The organism is Paenibacillus sp. FSL H7-0442 (assembly GCF_038593105.1).
Lineage (GTDB): Bacteria > Bacillota > Bacilli > Paenibacillales > Paenibacillaceae > Paenibacillus > Paenibacillus polymyxa_D.
Genome location: NZ_CP151963.1, coordinates 2,335,216 through 2,353,125 on the forward strand (window position 1 = coordinate 2,335,216; position 17,910 = coordinate 2,353,125).

Annotated in this window: 14 protein-coding genes; 11 read left to right on the plus strand and 3 right to left on the minus strand. The window is 46.3% G+C overall.

Annotation, left to right across the window (positions count from 1 at the left end):
* Positions 1-134 precede the first annotated feature (134 nt).
* The 8 genes from MHH57_RS10765 to MHH57_RS10800 all read left to right on the plus strand — a co-directional run bounded on the left by MHH57_RS10765 (position 135) and on the right by MHH57_RS10800 (position 10,695).
* On the plus strand, positions 135-1,127 hold the full coding sequence (locus MHH57_RS10765; protein WP_029519132.1) for a cation diffusion facilitator family transporter: 993 nt from the start codon (positions 135-137) through the stop codon (positions 1,125-1,127).
* A 208-nt stretch (positions 1,128-1,335) separates the two neighbouring features.
* Positions 1,336-3,240 (plus strand): heparinase II/III family protein, encoded by a 1,905-nt coding sequence (locus MHH57_RS10770; protein ID WP_029519133.1) that lies wholly within the window; start codon positions 1,336-1,338, stop codon positions 3,238-3,240.
* A 28-nt stretch (positions 3,241-3,268) separates the two neighbouring features.
* On the plus strand, positions 3,269-5,179 hold the full coding sequence (locus tag MHH57_RS10775; protein WP_029519134.1) for a hypothetical protein: 1,911 nt from the start codon (positions 3,269-3,271) through the stop codon (positions 5,177-5,179).
* A gap of 56 nt (positions 5,180-5,235) precedes the next feature.
* A complete protein-coding gene (locus MHH57_RS10780) occupies positions 5,236-6,372 on the plus strand; it encodes a glycosyl hydrolase (protein ID WP_342435076.1) in 1,137 nt (378 codons plus the stop codon).
* 413 nt (positions 6,373-6,785) lie between these two features.
* Positions 6,786-7,280: an RDD family protein gene (locus tag MHH57_RS10785; protein WP_029519136.1), complete on the plus strand. Its 495-nt coding sequence runs from the start codon at positions 6,786-6,788 to the stop codon at positions 7,278-7,280.
* A 43-nt stretch (positions 7,281-7,323) separates the two neighbouring features.
* Positions 7,324-8,076: a hypothetical protein gene (locus MHH57_RS10790; protein WP_341039307.1), complete on the plus strand. Its 753-nt coding sequence runs from the start codon at positions 7,324-7,326 to the stop codon at positions 8,074-8,076.
* A 358-nt stretch (positions 8,077-8,434) separates the two neighbouring features.
* On the plus strand, positions 8,435-10,402 hold the full coding sequence (locus MHH57_RS10795; protein WP_029519138.1) for an ATP-dependent DNA helicase: 1,968 nt from the start codon (positions 8,435-8,437) through the stop codon (positions 10,400-10,402).
* Positions 10,396-10,695, plus strand: a complete 300-nt coding sequence (locus tag MHH57_RS10800; RefSeq protein ID WP_029519139.1) for a DUF6509 family protein — start codon at positions 10,396-10,398, stop codon at positions 10,693-10,695. The genes MHH57_RS10795 and MHH57_RS10800 overlap by 7 nt, the downstream gene beginning before the upstream one ends.
* Positions 10,696-10,813: 118 nt before the next feature.
* Here MHH57_RS10800 and MHH57_RS10805 read toward each other — a convergent pair whose 3' ends face one another.
* Positions 10,814-11,176 carry a hypothetical protein gene (locus MHH57_RS10805; RefSeq protein ID WP_342435077.1) on the minus strand — a complete coding sequence of 121 codons (363 nt, stop codon included), beginning with the start codon at positions 11,174-11,176 and terminating at the stop codon, positions 10,814-10,816.
* Between the two features lie 256 nt (positions 11,177-11,432).
* Here MHH57_RS10805 and MHH57_RS10810 point away from each other — a divergent pair, with 256 nt between their 5' ends.
* The 3 genes from MHH57_RS10810 (at position 11,433) to MHH57_RS10820 (ending at position 16,440) form a co-directional block, all read left to right on the plus strand.
* Complete coding sequence (locus tag MHH57_RS10810; RefSeq protein ID WP_029519141.1) at positions 11,433-12,356, plus strand: cysteine synthase family protein; 924 nt, start codon at positions 11,433-11,435, stop codon at positions 12,354-12,356.
* 1 nt (position 12,357) lies between these two features.
* Positions 12,358-13,488 carry a bifunctional cystathionine gamma-lyase/homocysteine desulfhydrase gene (locus MHH57_RS10815; protein WP_029519142.1) on the plus strand — a complete coding sequence of 377 codons (1,131 nt, stop codon included), beginning with the start codon at positions 12,358-12,360 and terminating at the stop codon, positions 13,486-13,488.
* A gap of 195 nt (positions 13,489-13,683) precedes the next feature.
* A complete protein-coding gene (locus MHH57_RS10820; protein WP_342435078.1) occupies positions 13,684-16,440 on the plus strand; it encodes a PHB depolymerase family esterase in 2,757 nt (918 codons plus the stop codon).
* A gap of 145 nt (positions 16,441-16,585) precedes the next feature.
* On the opposite strand, the gene MHH57_RS10825 is transcribed toward MHH57_RS10820, so the two are convergent.
* Together MHH57_RS10825 and MHH57_RS10830 are read right to left on the minus strand one after the other, a co-directional pair.
* Entirely contained in the window at positions 16,586-17,503 is a 918-nt protein-coding gene (locus tag MHH57_RS10825; RefSeq protein ID WP_029519144.1) for a hypothetical protein, read from the minus strand.
* Positions 17,496-17,648, minus strand: coding sequence for a hypothetical protein (locus MHH57_RS10830; RefSeq protein WP_165147246.1), 153 nt, complete (start codon positions 17,646-17,648; stop codon positions 17,496-17,498). The genes MHH57_RS10825 and MHH57_RS10830 overlap by 8 nt, the downstream gene beginning before the upstream one ends.
* Between the last annotated feature and the right edge of the window lie 262 nt (positions 17,649-17,910).

Consider the following 17,910-nt stretch of genomic DNA (forward strand, 5'->3'; position numbering starts at 1 on the left):
TTCCTTTTCCATGGAAAATATTATCGTTTGTATTGATTCTCCTCAGCTGGTTAGGTAGAATATGGACGGGTTAAAAATAATACATAACAAACGATGATATAACAGATTATGTATACCTCAGGAGGAGCTACAAGATGGAAGTGAAACAGAAAGAGGACTCCTTTTGGAGTATGGTCAAAAAAGGAAACAAATCTTCGGGCTCGGCGGCGTTAGGTAATACTGGCATTGCCTTGATTAAGGGGATTGCTTTTGCCTTGACAGGTAGTGGTTCTATGTTTGCTACGATGATGCATTCCATTGCGGATGCAGTGAATCAAATGTTTGTGTTCGCGGGCAGTGTACTAGCAGAGAAAAAACCGACAAAACGCTTTCCTACCGGCTTTGGACGGGTGATTAACCTGTTCTGTATGGTTGCTGTTATTGTCGTAACGATCATGGCCTATGAAACCGCATTGGAAGGCATTCATTTGCTTCAGCATCCGGCTGAATCTACACATGGATTTTGGATTAATGTAGTAGTGCTGATTTTGTCACTAGTGGTGGACGGATTTGTATGGAGCAAAGCGATGAAAGAAGTGCTGCATGAATCCAGAGTAGAAGCGAAGGGGCTAAGCATTTTCACCACTGCGTTCCGCCACGTGGGGCGTGCTGCACCGCCAACCCGTCTGGTATTTTATGAAGATTTGGTAGCAACAACGGGGGGAGTACTCGCCCTGCTAGCAGTGGTGGTCACATCGCTGACCGATTTTAAACTGTTGGACGGTATTTCAAGTATTCTCATCGGTTGTCTGATGGTCGGTGTTGCTTTCCGGGTCGGTTACGACAACATGGTAGGTTTGATCGGTGTATCTGCTCCTCCTGATATCGAAGAACGTGTGGCTTCCATTATTCTAGCAGACACACATGTTACGGATATTTATCAAATGCGTATTTTGCAGGAAGGACGCTACTATCACGTGGAAGGGTTGATTGAGCTTACACCGGGCATGACGCTGGCAGATGCTGACGATATTAAATTTAGAGTCGAGGACGCTTTGCTACGTGATCCTAATATCTCAGATGCAGCACTGGGTATTCTGGAGGATGACGGAATTAAAAACTGGAAACCAGAAAAGCCAAAGGTCTAGAAACGATAAATCCAGGCCAATCTGGACTCAGTCTGGCAAAAGAGTAGAACAAGAACTTCCATGACTACAGCAACGTGGCGTGGAGGTTCTTTTGTGTTTTGCGGTATTGTTTTTCTACCCCTTTGAATTTAGGATGATTGTTAGATACAATGAAAGCGTTAACAAAAAAGAGGGTGAAACGAATGCTTCTCATGGGGAGGAAAGGCAAATGAGTCTTCTGAGGGAGGCTTGGCCTGCTTCGCGGCTCGTTAAGGCGCTGGCTGGTAGTATGCAGGATTCAGCAAGGCAACGGTTAAGGAGTAATTGGACAAAAAGGCTGCGGACGACTGTCTCTGAGCCGATATACGCCGAGTTTTGGAAGGATATTGAGCGTGCCTGTAAAGATAATCGGGAAACATCATGGCCTGAACTGCCGTTGTCTCTGTTTCGGGAATTTGCTAATACAGGGGAGCGCAAACCGTATGAGGATGTGTACTTTGGACGGCGTGGACGACTGGTTGCTATAGTGCTGGAAGCGGTTGTCAAGCCGGAGCCTCGAAAGATAAAAGCGGTGGAAAGCGGTCTGCTGGACATATGCAGCGAGTACACCTGGGCGCTTCCTGCACATGTCAATGAAGAGGACACAGTAACACCGCCTTGGCAGCAGGTGGATTTATTCACGTCCGAAACAGCACAAATGCTGGTTGAAATTTTATTGCTGCTAGGAGAACAACTGGCTAGCCATGTGGTCGCTCAGGTGCACGAAGAGATCGAACGTCGTGTACTGGAACCCGTTTTTTGGCAGCCTCGTCATTTTGGATGGGAAACCGCAGATCATAACTGGTCGGCAGTATGTGCTTCGGGTTGTGGAATTGCAGCATTGCTGCTGGTAGAAGATGACTTTTCCAGAGCGGTAGCCATCGAGAGCATGCTGGGCGCACTGGATTGTTTTTTGGCAGGCTACAGTGAGGACGGGGGATGCCCCGAAGGCGTAGGATACTGGGTGTACGGCTTTGGTTATTTCATTTATTTTGCCGATATGCTGCGTGAGTTTACCGAAGGAGCAGTGGATATTCTGAACTCGGAAAAGATTAGGCAAATCGCAGCCTTTGCAGAGCGGGTTCATCTGTCGGATGGCATTTTTGCTAATTATTCGGACAGTAGTGAAACGGAACGTTTGCCTTCCGGACTCATCTCTCATTTGAATTCATTGCAAGAACGACCATCTACACTCCCTTTCTGCGTACCTGGTCTGTTGGAAGACCCCTGTCGCCGCTGGGCTCATGTATTGCGTAATCTGGTCTGGACGAATCCTTTGGCATTTGGGAGCGGTGAGACCGTTGCCAATTATTTGCCGCAACTTGGTTGGCTGATGTGCCGCAGCCGCAGTTCCAGCCATAGTGGATATGGAAGCCAAAAGGGTGAATCAGGTATCATGCTTGCATTTTCAGCGAAGGCTGGGCATAACAATGAACCGCACAATCATAACGATCTTGGACACTTCATCCTTCATGGTGGTGGCGAAAATCTATTGTGTGATCTGGGAGCAGGCTTATACACGAAGGCCTATTTTTCACCGGGAAGAGAGTCGATTATCAATATCTCCTCCGGAGGTCACTCCGTGCCTGTCATCAATGGGACTATGCAGCAATCGGGCGCAAAGGCAAAGGCGGTTGTACTGGATATTGCTTTGGATGAGCAGGAGGAGGTACAGCCAGGCACAAGACTTAAGCTTGATTTGACATCTGCTTATCCCGTAGAAGAATTGGCAGTCTTCACCCGCTCCTTCACATGGACTGTGCTGGAGGGAAGCAAGGGAGCAAGGCTTACCGTCACAGATCATTTTGAGTTTGAAACGTCTGGCGTTAGCATGAAGTCATGGGATGTGGAGGAGCTTTTCATCAGCCGCATTCAGCCTAATCTGGGAGCAAACTTCGTGGAATGGAAGGGAACGAGCGCGGTCGTCAGGCTAGATTATGATGCCAGCGTGCTGCGGGCGGGGGTGGAGGCTGTGAAGCACATAGATCATGACGGAGTTCCCTTTGTGTTTTATAAAACATCGCTGCAGCTGGGCTCCAATCACTGGAACGGTTCTGCAAGCGTAGATTGCAATCTGTTTTTTACCATACATTAATTTTCATTTTGAATGGGAGGCAGACAGGATGAATAAGCTGCAGACAGGCAGCGCGTACCCTTGGCAGACGGAACTGGAGAGATTTATAGAACAGGTGGAAAGCGCACCGAACCAAGTGAATGACGGATGGACTCACCAACATAAGCTGGCCGTGCTGGAAAAGCTGGTTCGCGCATATGCCCTGCATCAGGATGAATCTGGAGCTATCATTGACCTCCATTCTGAAAGTGAACGGTACTACTCCACCCCGTCCTATGCGTTCGCTGCGGCGGTATTGGTCAAAGAAGGCCGGCATGATTTACTGGAATCTGCTGCTGCGGCCTTGACGCATAGCATAGCTTGTGTAGTGGAGGAAAAAGCGCCCGATCACCACCCAGACTTTTTTCCAATTATGATGATGGGAGCGTATCGGCTCCTTAAAAATTTGCTGCCAGAACAAGCCACGGCATGGAAGCAACAACTGAGCAGAATTCAGCCGGAGCAGACCTACATTTTTACGATGAGCAAAATGAAAAACCCGAACCGGATGATCAACTGGAATGCAATTATGATTTCCGGCGAGTTTTTGCGTGCAGCGGAAGGAATTGCAGCCGATTCGGAATGGATGGAGAAGTATATCCGAAGCTACCATTTGCCTCGTTTTACCGGTTTGGGCCTGTATCAGGATGGACCGCTGGATCGGCCCAATAGCCCATTTGCCTACGATATCGTTACACGCTTCCATCTGGGCGTGATGCTGGAGAATGGATATGATGGCAGCTGCGCACTCGAACTGCGTGACCACCTTCGCAGGGGGGCGCTCAGCACATTACTGGCGCTATCCCCGCACGGGGAAATTCCGCCGCGTGGAAGAAGCGCGCAGCATCAGTGGAACGAAGCGGCTGCTGCCTTTGTCTTTACAACACATGCTCAGCAGGCTATTACGGCAGGAGAGCATGGGCTTGCAGGTGCGTTCCGACGGGCAGCAGATCTATGCTGGCAAGCAATTAGCCGTTGGCAGACCGATGACGGCAAGCTGCATATCGTCCGCAACCATTATTCGTCCGAGGCACGGCATGGCTTTGAGGTGTATTCAAATCATACCTGCTACAGTCTGTGGACGGCGGCTGTGCTGGCCCACACCCTTCTATATGGGGAGGAGATGGATCGCATTTCTCCAACCTTCATCCCGGCGGAAATCGGCAGCCGGGTGTTGGCAACGGATGGCTGGTTCCAGACTGTCATTGCAGCCGTAGAGGGGCAGCAAATGCTTGTGCAAACATCGGTCAACGACCCGTATAATGTTCCGGGCATCGTGCGTATTCAGCAGTCTGCGCTGCCGTCGCTGATCGGTCCGTCCTCAGCAGGTCATGCAGACCGCGGCTTTACAGGCTTCGCGGAGGGAGATATTTTCCCGCTGAGCTATACCCCGGCCTGGCAAACGGAGGACGGAAAGTGGCACAGCTTGTCGGAAGGTATTCCCGGTACGTTGGAGTTCGATCGGGATGGAGGGATTGACCCGCAGGATGGCGGAGGAACCGTACAGCTGGAACAAAGCTCAGCGTCTAACGGAGCAACGGATTTTACTCTCCTGTGGGAAGGTCCCTTCCCGGGAGTGAGGGAAATCCGAACGCATTATCGTCAGGTACCTGGCAAAATTGAAGTGGCGTATGAGATTCAAGGCAATATTCAGAATGTAGGGGCACTTATTCCCTTAATGGCGTATGACGGTCGGGAGCGCAGCGTAATTCATCATGTCATGTCAGCCGGGAAAGAAACGGAAAGCATTCGAGTAGAATACGCAGGCGCAAGCCTCGAAGTTATCCCGACGACGGAAGGAACGAACGTGGTATGGCCGGAAGAATTAGCTTCAGTAGCCTGTCGGAATGGTTTACTTAAGGGAGCGCGTCTGGAATATGAAGGCAACCGCATTTCCTTTATCATTCGGTTACCTGAATAGTTAGAGCTGGAGCCATGAATATGGTTTAACATGTGGAAAAAGGAGAGGGAAAAGAAATGACGAAAGCAGAAGCGTGGCTGGAGCAATCGTGGGAGCTGGCTTTGGATAAGACCCTTGCCTTAGCGGCAAGACTGGGGGACGCTTTTCCACATGTTGCTGAGGGTGGACGTTATGATAATCGTGAAGAAGCGTGGTGGACAGCAGGCTTTTATCCGGGGCTACTGTGGCTGACCAATCGGGCGCGTCCTGACAGTGTGGCTGCCGGGATTGCACAGCGGTGCGAGGGTCGTTTGGAAAAAATACTCTATAATAGCGAAGCTGTAGACCATGATCTTGGCTTTATTTGGCTGCTCAGCGGTGTAGCCGCCCATCGGCTGACCGGAGATTCAGAGTCCAGAAGACGCGGGGTGTTGGCTGCCAATCTGCTGGCTGCCCGTTTTAACGTGAATGGCCGTTTTATTCGCGCATGGAACTTCCCCTCGAAGGACATGGATACACGGGGCGTTGCGATTATAGATAGTATGATGAATCTACCCTTGCTTTATTGGGCTTCGGAGGAAAGCGGAGATCCGCGTTTTGCCGCTCTCGCTGTGCAGCATGCAGATACCATAGCACGTGAATTTGTCCGCTCGGACGGTTCTATCGCACATGTGGTCGAATTCGATCCGGAGATTGGAAAAAAGGTCGCCGAGCATGGTGGACAGGGATTTGCTCCCGGTTCTGCTTGGGCACGTGGCACGGCTTGGGCATTGTATGGTTTTACGCTTTCGTATGGGTACACGCGCGATTCGCGTTATTTGAAGGTGGCCGAGAACACGGCTGATTTTTTCCTGTCCCAACTGGGCGATGCTTGCCTGCCTGTGTGGGATTTTAGAGCAGAAGAAGAGCACCGAGGGGCATGGGATTCATCGGCTGCGGCGATTGCAGCCAGTGGTTTGCTAGAGCTGGCAAAATATTCGACACGTGCGGAGCATTTTACAGAAGCTGCAGAATCTATTCTCAAGGGCTTGCATCATACGTGTACGGCGTGGGATGAGGAGCATGAGGGATTGCTGATGAACGGGACCGTACATTATCCTGAGCAAAAATACATCAACGTTCCCATTATCTATGGCGATTATTTCTTTGTCGAGGCATTGGCAAAGCTGCGCGGTGAAGAAGGTTTGTTTAGTGTTGAATGCAAAAAAATATAGTGAGTAAGATGTATAGTGAGTAAGATGATCCGGAACAAGCTCATTCGAGCTGAGCTGTTGCTTGTCAAATCCACAGAGTAATAGTGAGGCAGCGTGTATGTAATCTCATTTACATATACGCTGTTTTTTTATGCACAAAAAAAGACTTTATTTAATTCGATGCCAAAGTACTACTTATAGAGGGGGAAGAGATTGTAGCTGCGCTTATTTTGTACCCAATCAAAGAAAAATCATTGTATATAAGATCTTAATTCCTAAAAATTTTCATTTTAATGCATGGAAATAGGTCCTTTTACTTGTTTAAGAGTATTTATTCGTAAATTGACAATATAGGTAGGTAACCGTATGATATCATCTTGTGTAAAGGAATAAACTGGATTTTAAATATCGTTTCAAAAGGAGTTATACATATCATGACAGGAACAAGTGATACTGAAAGACGGATGTACGGAGGATTCTGGATAAGAACAGCCGCGTTTTTGATTGATTTGATCATCCTTACTGGCATAGTCCTTTTAGTAGGGGGAGCAATTAACATTATCCCAGATCTTCTGGGTATAAAGGAGACGGGTTTCATACAAGTGCTGCTTATGGTTTGGCCGCTGATCTTATGGCTCGTAGTACCATGGCTTTACTGTGTGTTATGGGAATCATCGAAGGTAAGAGCAACACCGGGTAAGCTTGTGTTCTCTTTAATTGTTGTAGACAAGGAAGGAAAGCGTCTTGGATTCTTGCATGCCTCAGGACGTTATTGGATTAAAGCCGTTTCTTTTGTGATTTTACGTCTTATATATATTGTGGTCGCTTTTACTGCGAAGAAACAGGGAGTCCACGATCTTTGTACCAATACCTTTGTTGTACATAAAAAAGAGTTGCAGCGATACAATCAGCAATCGTCTTTTCTGTAAGTACGGAGGAGATCACCGATTATTAAGGAAAGCTTAGTAGTCTTTGATTTTCAAAATAATGGGGGAACATGAATTCATGCGACAACGAAAATGGATATTTTGTTCAGTTGTAGTCCTGCTGCTGTTCGTAGTGGTTGCGGGTTGTACGAATAAAGGACATTCTGGAGAGATCAGCTCTGAAGATGCTAGAAAAGAGCAGCCTGGAAGCACTTATTTGGAGAACTTGCAGGCAGATCTGCCACAACCCACTGAGGCGCAATTTTCCACGCCCGAATTGGTGGTAGAAGCCTTTTTTGAAGCTGTAAATGATCATAACTTCGACAGTGCGTTAAAATGTTTTCCTATTGTGGAAAAGTATCGTGCGAATACAGTAGATAATCATTTCAATTTGCTCCATACCTATGAGCTTCAAGCAGGTGCTCCCATTCCTTCCTTTGAAAGCCATAACTTTTTAAAAAGCTTTATCGAATATGAACAGTATTGGGAGAAATTTTATATGTTACTGTTCCTAAACTCAAATCCGGATATGGTGGGCAAACGTATCGTTATGGGAGAAGCGAATGCTGCTATGGACCTAAAGAAAATCAAGGAAATGAAGGTGAGTAGCACGTACTCTAAGCCTCAAATAATATCGAGTCATAGTGAAAAGAACAAAAATGTTATAGAGCAGACTATGAATATACAAGAAATAAGGGTGCTTGAAGTTAAGCTTTATATAGATGGAGAAGAACAAAACCATGTATTAATAAGCGTGGGGAAAATTGGATCTAATTGGCGAATCTTAAACATGAGTTAAGGAGAACGAGCTTCTGCTTAATGCATATTCATCAATCAACAAGAAACCAGCTAATGCTTGTAATACATTAGCTGGTTTCTTTTATTTTGTCATGATAATTTTCTTCATTTACTATTACGGAAAAAACAGACATTTCTCAAAAAATTTCCATCGTAGATGTCTATGTAGCTTTCTTTATGAAATATTAATATAACGTAGCATCTCACCGAGACGAAAGTATGCCCCTTTATTTTAAAGGGAATCTTATACCGACATAAAAAAAATATAAGCTGCTCTTACAGTTTTCATGTTCTTTTTAGCTTGTTTTGCGTTATAATGAAAGGATGCACATTATGAACGAATTGGAGGCACAGCCCGATTGACTACTTACCCTTTTGCCTTTGATCCGTCCAAGCCGTTTATTGAGCAGGCAAGTGACTGGATTGCGGATGTATTTTATGAAGTTTTGCCTGAAGTCGGCTTTGAGGTTCGGGATGAACAAATTTATATGGCATTCCAGCTAGAACGTGCCTATAAGGAAAAAAAGACCATTTTTGCAGAAGCAGGTGTGGGTACTGGTAAAACGCTGGTATACCTGCTGTACGCTATTGCATATGCCCGATACATGAGAAAACCGGCGATTATCGCCTGTGCAGATGAATCGTTAATTGAACAATTGGTAAAGCCGGAAGGGGATATCGCCAAGCTGGCACAGCATTTGAGTCTGACGATTGATGCCAGATTGGGGAAGTCGCCAGATCAGTATATTTGCCTGAATAAGCTGGATGAGGTGCGAAGCGGACTGGATGAGGACGCAGATGTTTTCCGTGATATCTATCAGGATCTACCGGATTTTGTTCATTTTCCAGATACGTTACAGTCCTTCACTCCTTACGGGAACCGAAAGGAATATCCTGAGCTAACAGATGGACAATGGAGCAGACTCGGATGGGATGTATTTCAAGACTGTCTCGTTTGCCATCAGCGGCATCGTTGTGGTCAGACGTTGTCTCGTGATCATTATCGCAAAGCGGCAGATCTGGTCATCTGCTCTCATGATTTTTATATGGAGCATGTATGGACCTACGAAGCGAGAAAGCGCGAGGGTCAGTTGCCGTTGCTGCCGGAGCACAGCTCTGTTGTTTTTGACGAAGGGCATTTACTGGAGACAGCGGCACAAAATGCGCTTACTTACAAGCTTAAGCACGCTCAGTTTGAGTCTATAATTACCCGACTGCTGGAGGGAGAAGTGCGAGAATCTCTGGCAATGACGATTGAAGATGCAATCTCCCAAAGTGAGGCTTTGTTCGCTGCACTAGATAAGAACAGTCAGCCTGTCCAGGGTTCTAATCGCAAGGAGTTCATCCTGAATGAGTCACTGACTCGAGAGGTAAACCGCTTTGGAGAACTGATCGGCATGATCGAGGAAGAGCTTGTATTTGAAAGCGGACTATTCTCTTTGGATGAGTATCAAGTCAAAATTGTGGAAGAACATTTGGAAATGATTCAAACCGCGTTGGCTTTGTTTAAGCGTCCTGAACTTCTCATTTCGTGGGTGATGGAGGATCAGGATGGATTAACGCTTGTGGTTATGCCGAAGATGGTAAAAGAGATTCTCAAAGAGCGAGTATTTGCGCAGCATATACCGATCGTATTCTCTTCAGCTACGCTTTCCGTAGAAAGCTCTTTTGACTATATGGCGCAGAGTCTCGGTATTGAAAATCCGCTAACGTTCTCTGTTGCTTCACCTTATGACTACAGCGATCAGATGCAAGCTGCACTGTACCCGTTGCAAGCGGGGGATGATCCAATCCAGAGAGCGCTGGCACTGCTGGAGAAATCGCAGGGAAGAGCGCTTATCCTGTTTCCTTCACAGGAGGAATTGGCTGCATTCCAGACGGGTCTCGTTGCTTACCCGGAGGCGTCTGCCTATCGTTTTCTGTACGAAGGTTCGGCTGAAATCAGCCATCTGATCTCAGCTTTTCAGAATGATGAGGAAAGTGTGTTGTGCGCTGTCACATTATGGGAAGGATTGGATATTCCTGGACCTTCTCTGTCGCACGTTATTATCTGGTCACTGCCATTTCCTCCGAATGATCCGGTTTTTACGGCTCTGCGCAAGGATGCAGCAGATCCGTTTATTCAGATAGATATGCCTCACATGGCACTTAGACTCAGACAAGGCATAGGGCGTTTAATTCGTTCGCGCAATGATCGGGGCTGGATATCCATCATGGGCCAGGATTTGAGTCGTCAAGAAGTACGTATACAAGTTGAACAACTACTGCCTGCAGGCGTAGAATGCACCGTAATTGAAGGAAACCCGGAGGGAATAAAAACATGTTGAACTTTACAGCGTACACCGTAGATCAGATTAAAGATGCTTTTGGTATTTTGACTGGACAGCGTTATGAATTTATCATTGATGTAGAGGTAGAGGAGGACGACGAGCTATACACTGAAAACGGACTGTATATCCGTTGTCTTTATTTAGTAGACGAAGAAAAGACAGGACTGCTGAAGTATGAATTAATTGAAAAAGTAACGAATCATTACATTGATCTTGAACTTGAAGAGGATGAACTGCAAGCTGTTGAGAACTTCTGTAAAGAACATGTACAGGATGAAATAGTGAAGTAACAGTAAGACACTTAGCTAGTACAGCTGGTATATAGCTAACATATGATGAAGATATCAAGGAGTCCTGACATGATCAGGCTCCTTTTTTTTATGGTCAAATGAAGAGAACTTATCTGCTCTAGCGCAGTCTGTCCCACACATTCACCATAAACAGCATAGTCCCCCCTGCGAGTAACACCCACCCTGTGACGATCCAAACTTCAGTCTCTGGAACCTTGTAATTTTGACCTGTAAGCGCCAATATCAACACGGGCAGACCGATATTATGCATCCAAAAATGGGTATGTGCCAGAATAGTAACTGAAAGTGCGGGAAAGGCCACATAGATCAGACCTATGATTCCAAGCGTTGTCCAACCCAATAAATAGATATGAGACTGAATGTTGGACAGACTGTAATCACCCGACACGCCAATAATGGCACTAAGCAGCACACTGAGGGCAAAATATACGGCAGCTATCTTTAGAAATTGCTTTCCCATATATGAACTCCTCCTTATGTTGCACGGGGAATATTTTGTGACATCTTCTCTATCCTATCGAGCAAGCAGGCAGGGGGTGTGGGTATTGTGACTGGTCCATTTGACAAAAGCTTCAAATACACATAAAATCTTATTGCATCAATACTTACCGCATTACTATGTTTTCTTGGAGATGATAGCGAACTTCTCCGACAGTAGGCGTTAATTTTTGACCATTGGTTTATTTTGGATTCGCCATTAAAAGGAGCTTGAAATTATGAATGTATATCAAAATACCCTTGAACTCATCGGACGTACGCCATTAGTGGAGCTGAACAGCTATTCTCTACCGAGAGGAATTCGCCTGTTTGCGAAGCTGGAGTTTATGAATCCCGGCGGCAGCGTAAAGGATCGGGTGGGTAAGGCTCTTATTGAAAAAGCATTAAAAACAGGTCAGCTGAAGCCAGGTGGGACATTAATTGAAGCAACAGCAGGCAACGCAGGTATTGGTCTTGCGATGGCAGCACTTCATTATAATATCTCGGTTATTTTTGCTGTGCCTGAGAAGTTCAGCCAAGAGAAACAGGACCTGATGAAGGCATTGGGAGCACGCATCGTTCATACCCCGACGAGTAAGGGGATGAAAGGAGCTATCGAAAAAACAAAAGAATTGGCTGCTGAAATAAAAGATGCATACTTGCCGCGGCAATTCAGTAATCCGGATAATCCCGAGGCATACTATACGACAATGGGACCTGAAATATGGAACGATCTGGACGGCAAAGTGGACGTATTTGTGGCAGGTGCAGGCTCGGGGGGAACGTTTATGGGAACCTCGCGTTATCTTAAGGAACAAAATGCAGCCCTTAAAACAGTCATCGTGGAGCCGGAAGGATCCATTTTGAATGGCGGCGAGTCAGGTCCACATAAAACGGAAGGAATTGGCATGGAATTAATTCCTGAATTTGTGGATAAAGGATATTTTAATGCCATCCACACCATTAGTGATGTCGATGCTTTTGGCCGTGTCAAGGAACTGGCTGCACGTGAGGGTCTTCTCGTTGGCAGTTCTTCAGGGTCTGCTTTACATGCCGCTTTACTGGAAGCAGAAAATGCACCGGATGGTGCACATATTGTTACCATTTTCCCGGATAGCAGCGAACGTTATCTGAGTAAAAAAATATATGAAGGCGGGATATAAAATGAAACGCAAAACAAAACTGATTCACGGCGGGCTTCCTACCGATCCCCATACAGGCGCGGTTAACGTTCCTATTTATCAGGTAAGCACTTATGAGCAAGAGGAAATTGGCGTCCATAAGGGATACGAGTATTCGCGTACAGGCAATCCGACCCGGTTTGCTTTGGAGGAGCTGATCAAGGATCTGGAGGAAGGAAAGCGTGGTTTTGCTTTCGGTTCGGGTATGGCTGCAATTCATGCGGTATTTTCACTGTTTAATGCAGGGGATCATATTTTGCTGACCGATGATGTATACGGAGGCACCTATCGCATTGTAAGCAAAGTGCTCAGCCGTATCGGAATTGAGTCCACATTTGTGGATACGACTGACCTGGAAGCTATCTCCAAAGCAATTCGTCCGAATACGAAGGCATTGTATGTCGAAACGCCAACGAACCCGCTTTTGAAAGTTACTGATATCCGCGCTGTTTCGGAGCTTGTAAAAAAACATGATCTTTTACTGATCGTCGACAACACATTTGCTACCCCTTATTGGCAGACGCCAATTACACTCGGGGCTGATATTGTCATTCACTCTGCTACCAAATATTTGGGCGGCCACAGCGATGTTGTAGCTGGTCTGGCTGTTGTGAACAGCGACGAGCTGGGAGAACAACTCCATTTTCTGCAAAACGCCATTGGTGCTATTCTCGGCCCGCAGGATTCTTGGTTATTGATCCGCGGTATTAAAACATTGGGTCTGCGTATGGAAGCGATTGAGCAAAATGCGAAGGAAATTGCAGCCTTTTTGGAAAAACATCCGAAGGTTAGAAAAGTGTATTATCCTGGACTGGAAAGCCATGCGCAGCACGAACTGTCCAAAATCCAGGCTCAAGGCTTTGGCGGCATCATTTCCTTTGATGTAGGTAGCGACGCTAACGCGGTTGCACTTCTGAAAAAGGTGAAATATTTTACACTGGCTGAAAGCTTGGGAGCGGTTGAAAGTTTGATTAGCGTTCCTGCACGTATGACGCACGCCTCTATTCCGGTAGAACGTCGTGCAGAGTTAGGCATTACCGAAGGTTTGGTGAGGATTTCGGTTGGGATTGAAGATCTGGAAGATTTGATTGAAGACTTGCAGGCAGCATTGTAAGAAAATAAGTGTAATGTTCAAGAGAGGTGGCAGAAGCTGCCTCTTTTTTTGTTGTGAGAATAGCTTCTTTTTTGAAAAGCACAGAGGAGTACGTAGAGGTAATAACGAATAGTTTTATATAGTTCAATTGAATGTTAAACGGAATATAACCGCGACTACGTCTCTGAGGAAACAAAAACCTGGAGGGGGAATGTTATGAGGTTCACACATCTGGAAAAAGCAACTACTGTGCTGTCGGATCATCCGGTACGTCTGGCGTCTGCTTATGCAGTCGGTCCAGTCGAGCTTCCGGAAAATTGCGGTGTGGGTAGGGAATGGTCAAGTTATTTTGCCCATGAGGATTGGAATTTGGAAAAGGCTTGTGGTGAAGAAGGAGTAGAGCTTTCAGCCGGAGGAAAGGCAGCGTGCCGATTATTGACCGAGCTGGACCCTCGGACTGCGGAACTGAATCTAGGTGTTTTTCCGCCTTTGGCCGAACAAGAAAGGCTTTTGCTGGTTTCAAATCTTCGTTGTATGGCTGCACAGGAAGTGATTTTCAGACCCTTTGAAGGAACGGGACAAATATGGATAGATGGCACACTTGTATATGCGGAATCCGGTCCTTTTCGCTTGTATCTGGAGGAAGGCGATCACACGGTAGTTATCATTGCTGCGTTTATTCCCGAGGAGGCCCGCTCTATTCGTATCAGTGGAAATCAGGTATGCGACGAATCAGATGTGACAGAACTGCATCGAGAATTTGTAGAGCGTAATATACGTTTTCATATGGCATGGCTAGAGGTTGAAGAAAGTGCTGGCAGGGAGGGCGAAGACAGCCCGATCTTATTTTATTTACTGCGTAAGGATCGGATAGATCTTCCCTTAGATCAAACGTTATGGGTCGAGGTAACGGATGATGAGGGCATGAAGCTGGATCGCTTTCCAGCATATTGGGAGCAGGAGCAAAGCTATGACTGGGATGAGGAAAAGGCCAGGAATACGGGAATGCTGCACTTCACTGTTACATATCGGGATCATGAGGCTGTGGAGCATCATTTTGTGTATTCGGTACTTGTGCGGCCTTTGTCAGTCGTCGTGGAGGGCTTGCAGGAAGAGTATGACCGGTACATTCAAGCCCGCGCTATAGATATTCTTCATTCTGCGCAGAAAATACAAATAGAGGGCCTGCTTGAAGAATTAAAAAGGTTAACGGATTCTCCAGAAGATCCTTTTGAAATCTGGGATTACCGGATTGTGCGTGAATATATCAAGCTATTAAAACAGATCTTCACAAATGGACATACCGAGCAGTCACATTCCCCATCCTTACTTCAAGAAGAACACATCTTTTTGTGTAATGACGGAATTGGGGAAGGATTTTTTGTCTCCCGTTTGGACAATAGTTTGCAACGCTATACCATTCAGCTTCCCAGAAGCTATTCGGCTGACCGACAGTATCCTCTGATCGTTCTGATGCCAGGCAAGCGATATGAGCTGGGTTTGCCGGATTTTCAGAATCGAGGTTTTGGGCGAGGCTGGGAAGAGGAAGCTATATTCGTTACTTTTTCGTGCCGTGGTGTAACGTTGGGTAGTTATATTGGAGAAGCTGCTTTTTTGGAGGGGCTGGATGTCATACTGCAAGCGTATCGAGTGGACGAAGATCGGGTCTATCTGACGGGTTATTCGAACGGAGCATACGCTGCTTGGGCGATGGCACAGGCTTATCCTTCTCGTTTTGCGGCTATTGCGGTTATCTCTGGAGCGCCACATCCCAAGCATCTGATAAATCTGTTGAATATGCCAATATTAAATGTATGTGGAGATCAGGATTACTTATTTGCACAAGCATTTACAGCCCCTGTAACAGCGCTTCCATCTGATCATTTTAAAGGTGTCGTAGAACGTCATTCTAATCACTGGGACACGCATGAGCTGAGACTTCTGGACGGTGTACTAGGCTGGCTTATGCAATGGAAAAGAGATGTCGTACCTCAGCGTATCGCCTACCGGACGGAACGGGGCAGACATAACCGGGCTTACTGGCTGGAACTGACGCGAATGGATGTAAATGAGGAATATGCCGAGTTGTACGGTGAAATGAGTGCCACAGGTGAGTTAGATATCGAGGCAGTTCACGCCGAAGAATTTATCATTCATCTTTCTCAAGAGGTCATGCCCTTGGAATTGGCCCAAGTTCGTATCGGAGCCCGTATTTTCGTGTTGGATTTGCGGGAATACAGTCGCTTTCGCTTTGTTAAGACACAGTCACATAAACGTCCCTCCCCTGAATACCGTTTGATTGCCGAACGGGAGGAAGAAAGCAGTGGATGCTTTACAAAAGAATCGGATGCCAAAAAGAAAATGGTGGATTCGAAAAGCGTGGGAAGAAACGTTTTGAGCCATGGTATGGGTGTGCTTGACGTTTATATGGATCGTCTTCACATTGTCCTTCCGTCCAGCTACGCTACACCGGAGGAAGAGCAGGCGGTGAGACGGACGGCGAACGCCTTGGCTAGTCCACGAACAGCGACTTGGAATCCGTATATCGGTGTTCATTATCCGGTGGTGTCTTCCACTGATATTACGGAGGAAGCACTGGCTGATAGCAACGTGATTTGTGTCACTTCGGGCTTGTCCAGACATGAGCTGCTTCACAAGCACCAAGCCGATCTGCAAATTACATGTACGGAGGAAGGGTATACATTGGGCGGCGATTTTATGGCTGGCGAGTATTGCCTGTCATATATTCAACCTAGCCCATGGTCTGCAACCCAGCAAATGCTTGTCGTAGCGACCAATTCTCCCCGTATGCTGGGTAAAAACCTATTTATGCGCAGACTGATTATGCCCGGATACTTTAATGGTCTACACCCGTATTTGAATAAAGAGATTATTGTGTATGATAGCCAGGGAGTGCGTGCTTTTAACTTTACTTCTATTAGACATACGCAGCAAAAACTGCAAGGCCAATAGCCAATAAAAAAGTAACAATGTTATAATAATCCATAATTTAAAAAACCGTCTGGAGGCACATTGGCGATCCTGACGGTTTTTTGCTGGTTCATTGCAGTGATTTGTGATCGGGATGACGTCATATAAAGAAGGGCATTATGGCAGCTTAGCTTTTATATTGCTCCATCAGGTACATGATCTTTACTTCATCGGCCAAATCTCCAAAGGGTTCTAACGGATTCTCTTGAATGATATGATATAAACGCTGGACTCGTTCCTTTGGCAGTTTGCGCACATATCTGGAAATGAAAGCGGCATGGGTGACTACGTAGCGCTTTTTACGGACAGCTGCACTGGCTACGCGGACGAGAATATCTTCGCCCCCTGCCAATTCCAGAATACGGCGCTCATAAAAGACTACGTATCGGAATGTCCGGTCCTTGATCAGCTCACGATTGAGTCTGGCAATCTCTCCGATATATCTGACCATAAGCGGCTCAAAGCTCTTGATCAGGAGAGGATCGAGCGTTAATTCCATGTCTTTGCGGAGAACAAAAGATTGCAGCAGAGCGACCTGCTGGAGCCTTATCCGATCATTGTGAAGGAGTACAGCCATCTCACGCAGCATTTCATAGGAGACACGCTCACTAAGCTGCCGCAGGGCAACTGCGTTTTTATGATTAACGTTTAGTCCTTCCTGGATCTGCCCTATACGGCCTCTGAACAGACGTATAAGCTGCCTACGCCGTTCATAAGGATAAATACCCTGCTGTAGAAGCACCAAGGGCAGCAGAAGAAGCGCACCGACGATACCGCACAGAAGCATTTGTTGCGGCGAGTGGCCGAAAAAGACAGTAGCGGCCAGCAATATGACACTAACGACAAGGTCTTTACGAAAATAACGTTTGGCTCTGAGTCTGGCATATTGCTCTACAGGGACTAGTGTATCCCGACCACATGATGTGCACTCTTCTTCCCAAAGGGCGGTAAATTGTCCACAACGCTTGCAGACTCTTAGCTTTTGGAAGGCGTACTCTGTGCGGGTAAATGGGCGAAATTGTACAGCTTGTTTGGAACTATTCATTGTGCTCACTTCTCCGGTTCAGCAGCGCTAGAAGCTCGGTGTCGATTTGTGTAATCGACGGGGCGCGTTTTTTATGTATATAGTAAATTAGTGATTTGATGGCGACAAAAAGAAACATAATCGCCAGACATCCGTATGAGATCATAGTGTATTTCCTCTTTCTACTTGGATTTTTACTTCAATATTTTACATGGGCGGGTTTCGCTATTGTTATTTTTGTCGTATAAAGGAGAAGGCTGGTGCCCGATTGCCCTTGTTGGGGTATAATTATATCATTACTGCAGGATATTGGTAAAATCTCGCGGTATAACAGGCTTTTGGGTTGGATTCAGACCATTCGGGCAGTATTTTCAGCTGGCGCTCATGTAAAACTCATTATAATTTAATAGTAGGGGAGTACAACTGTA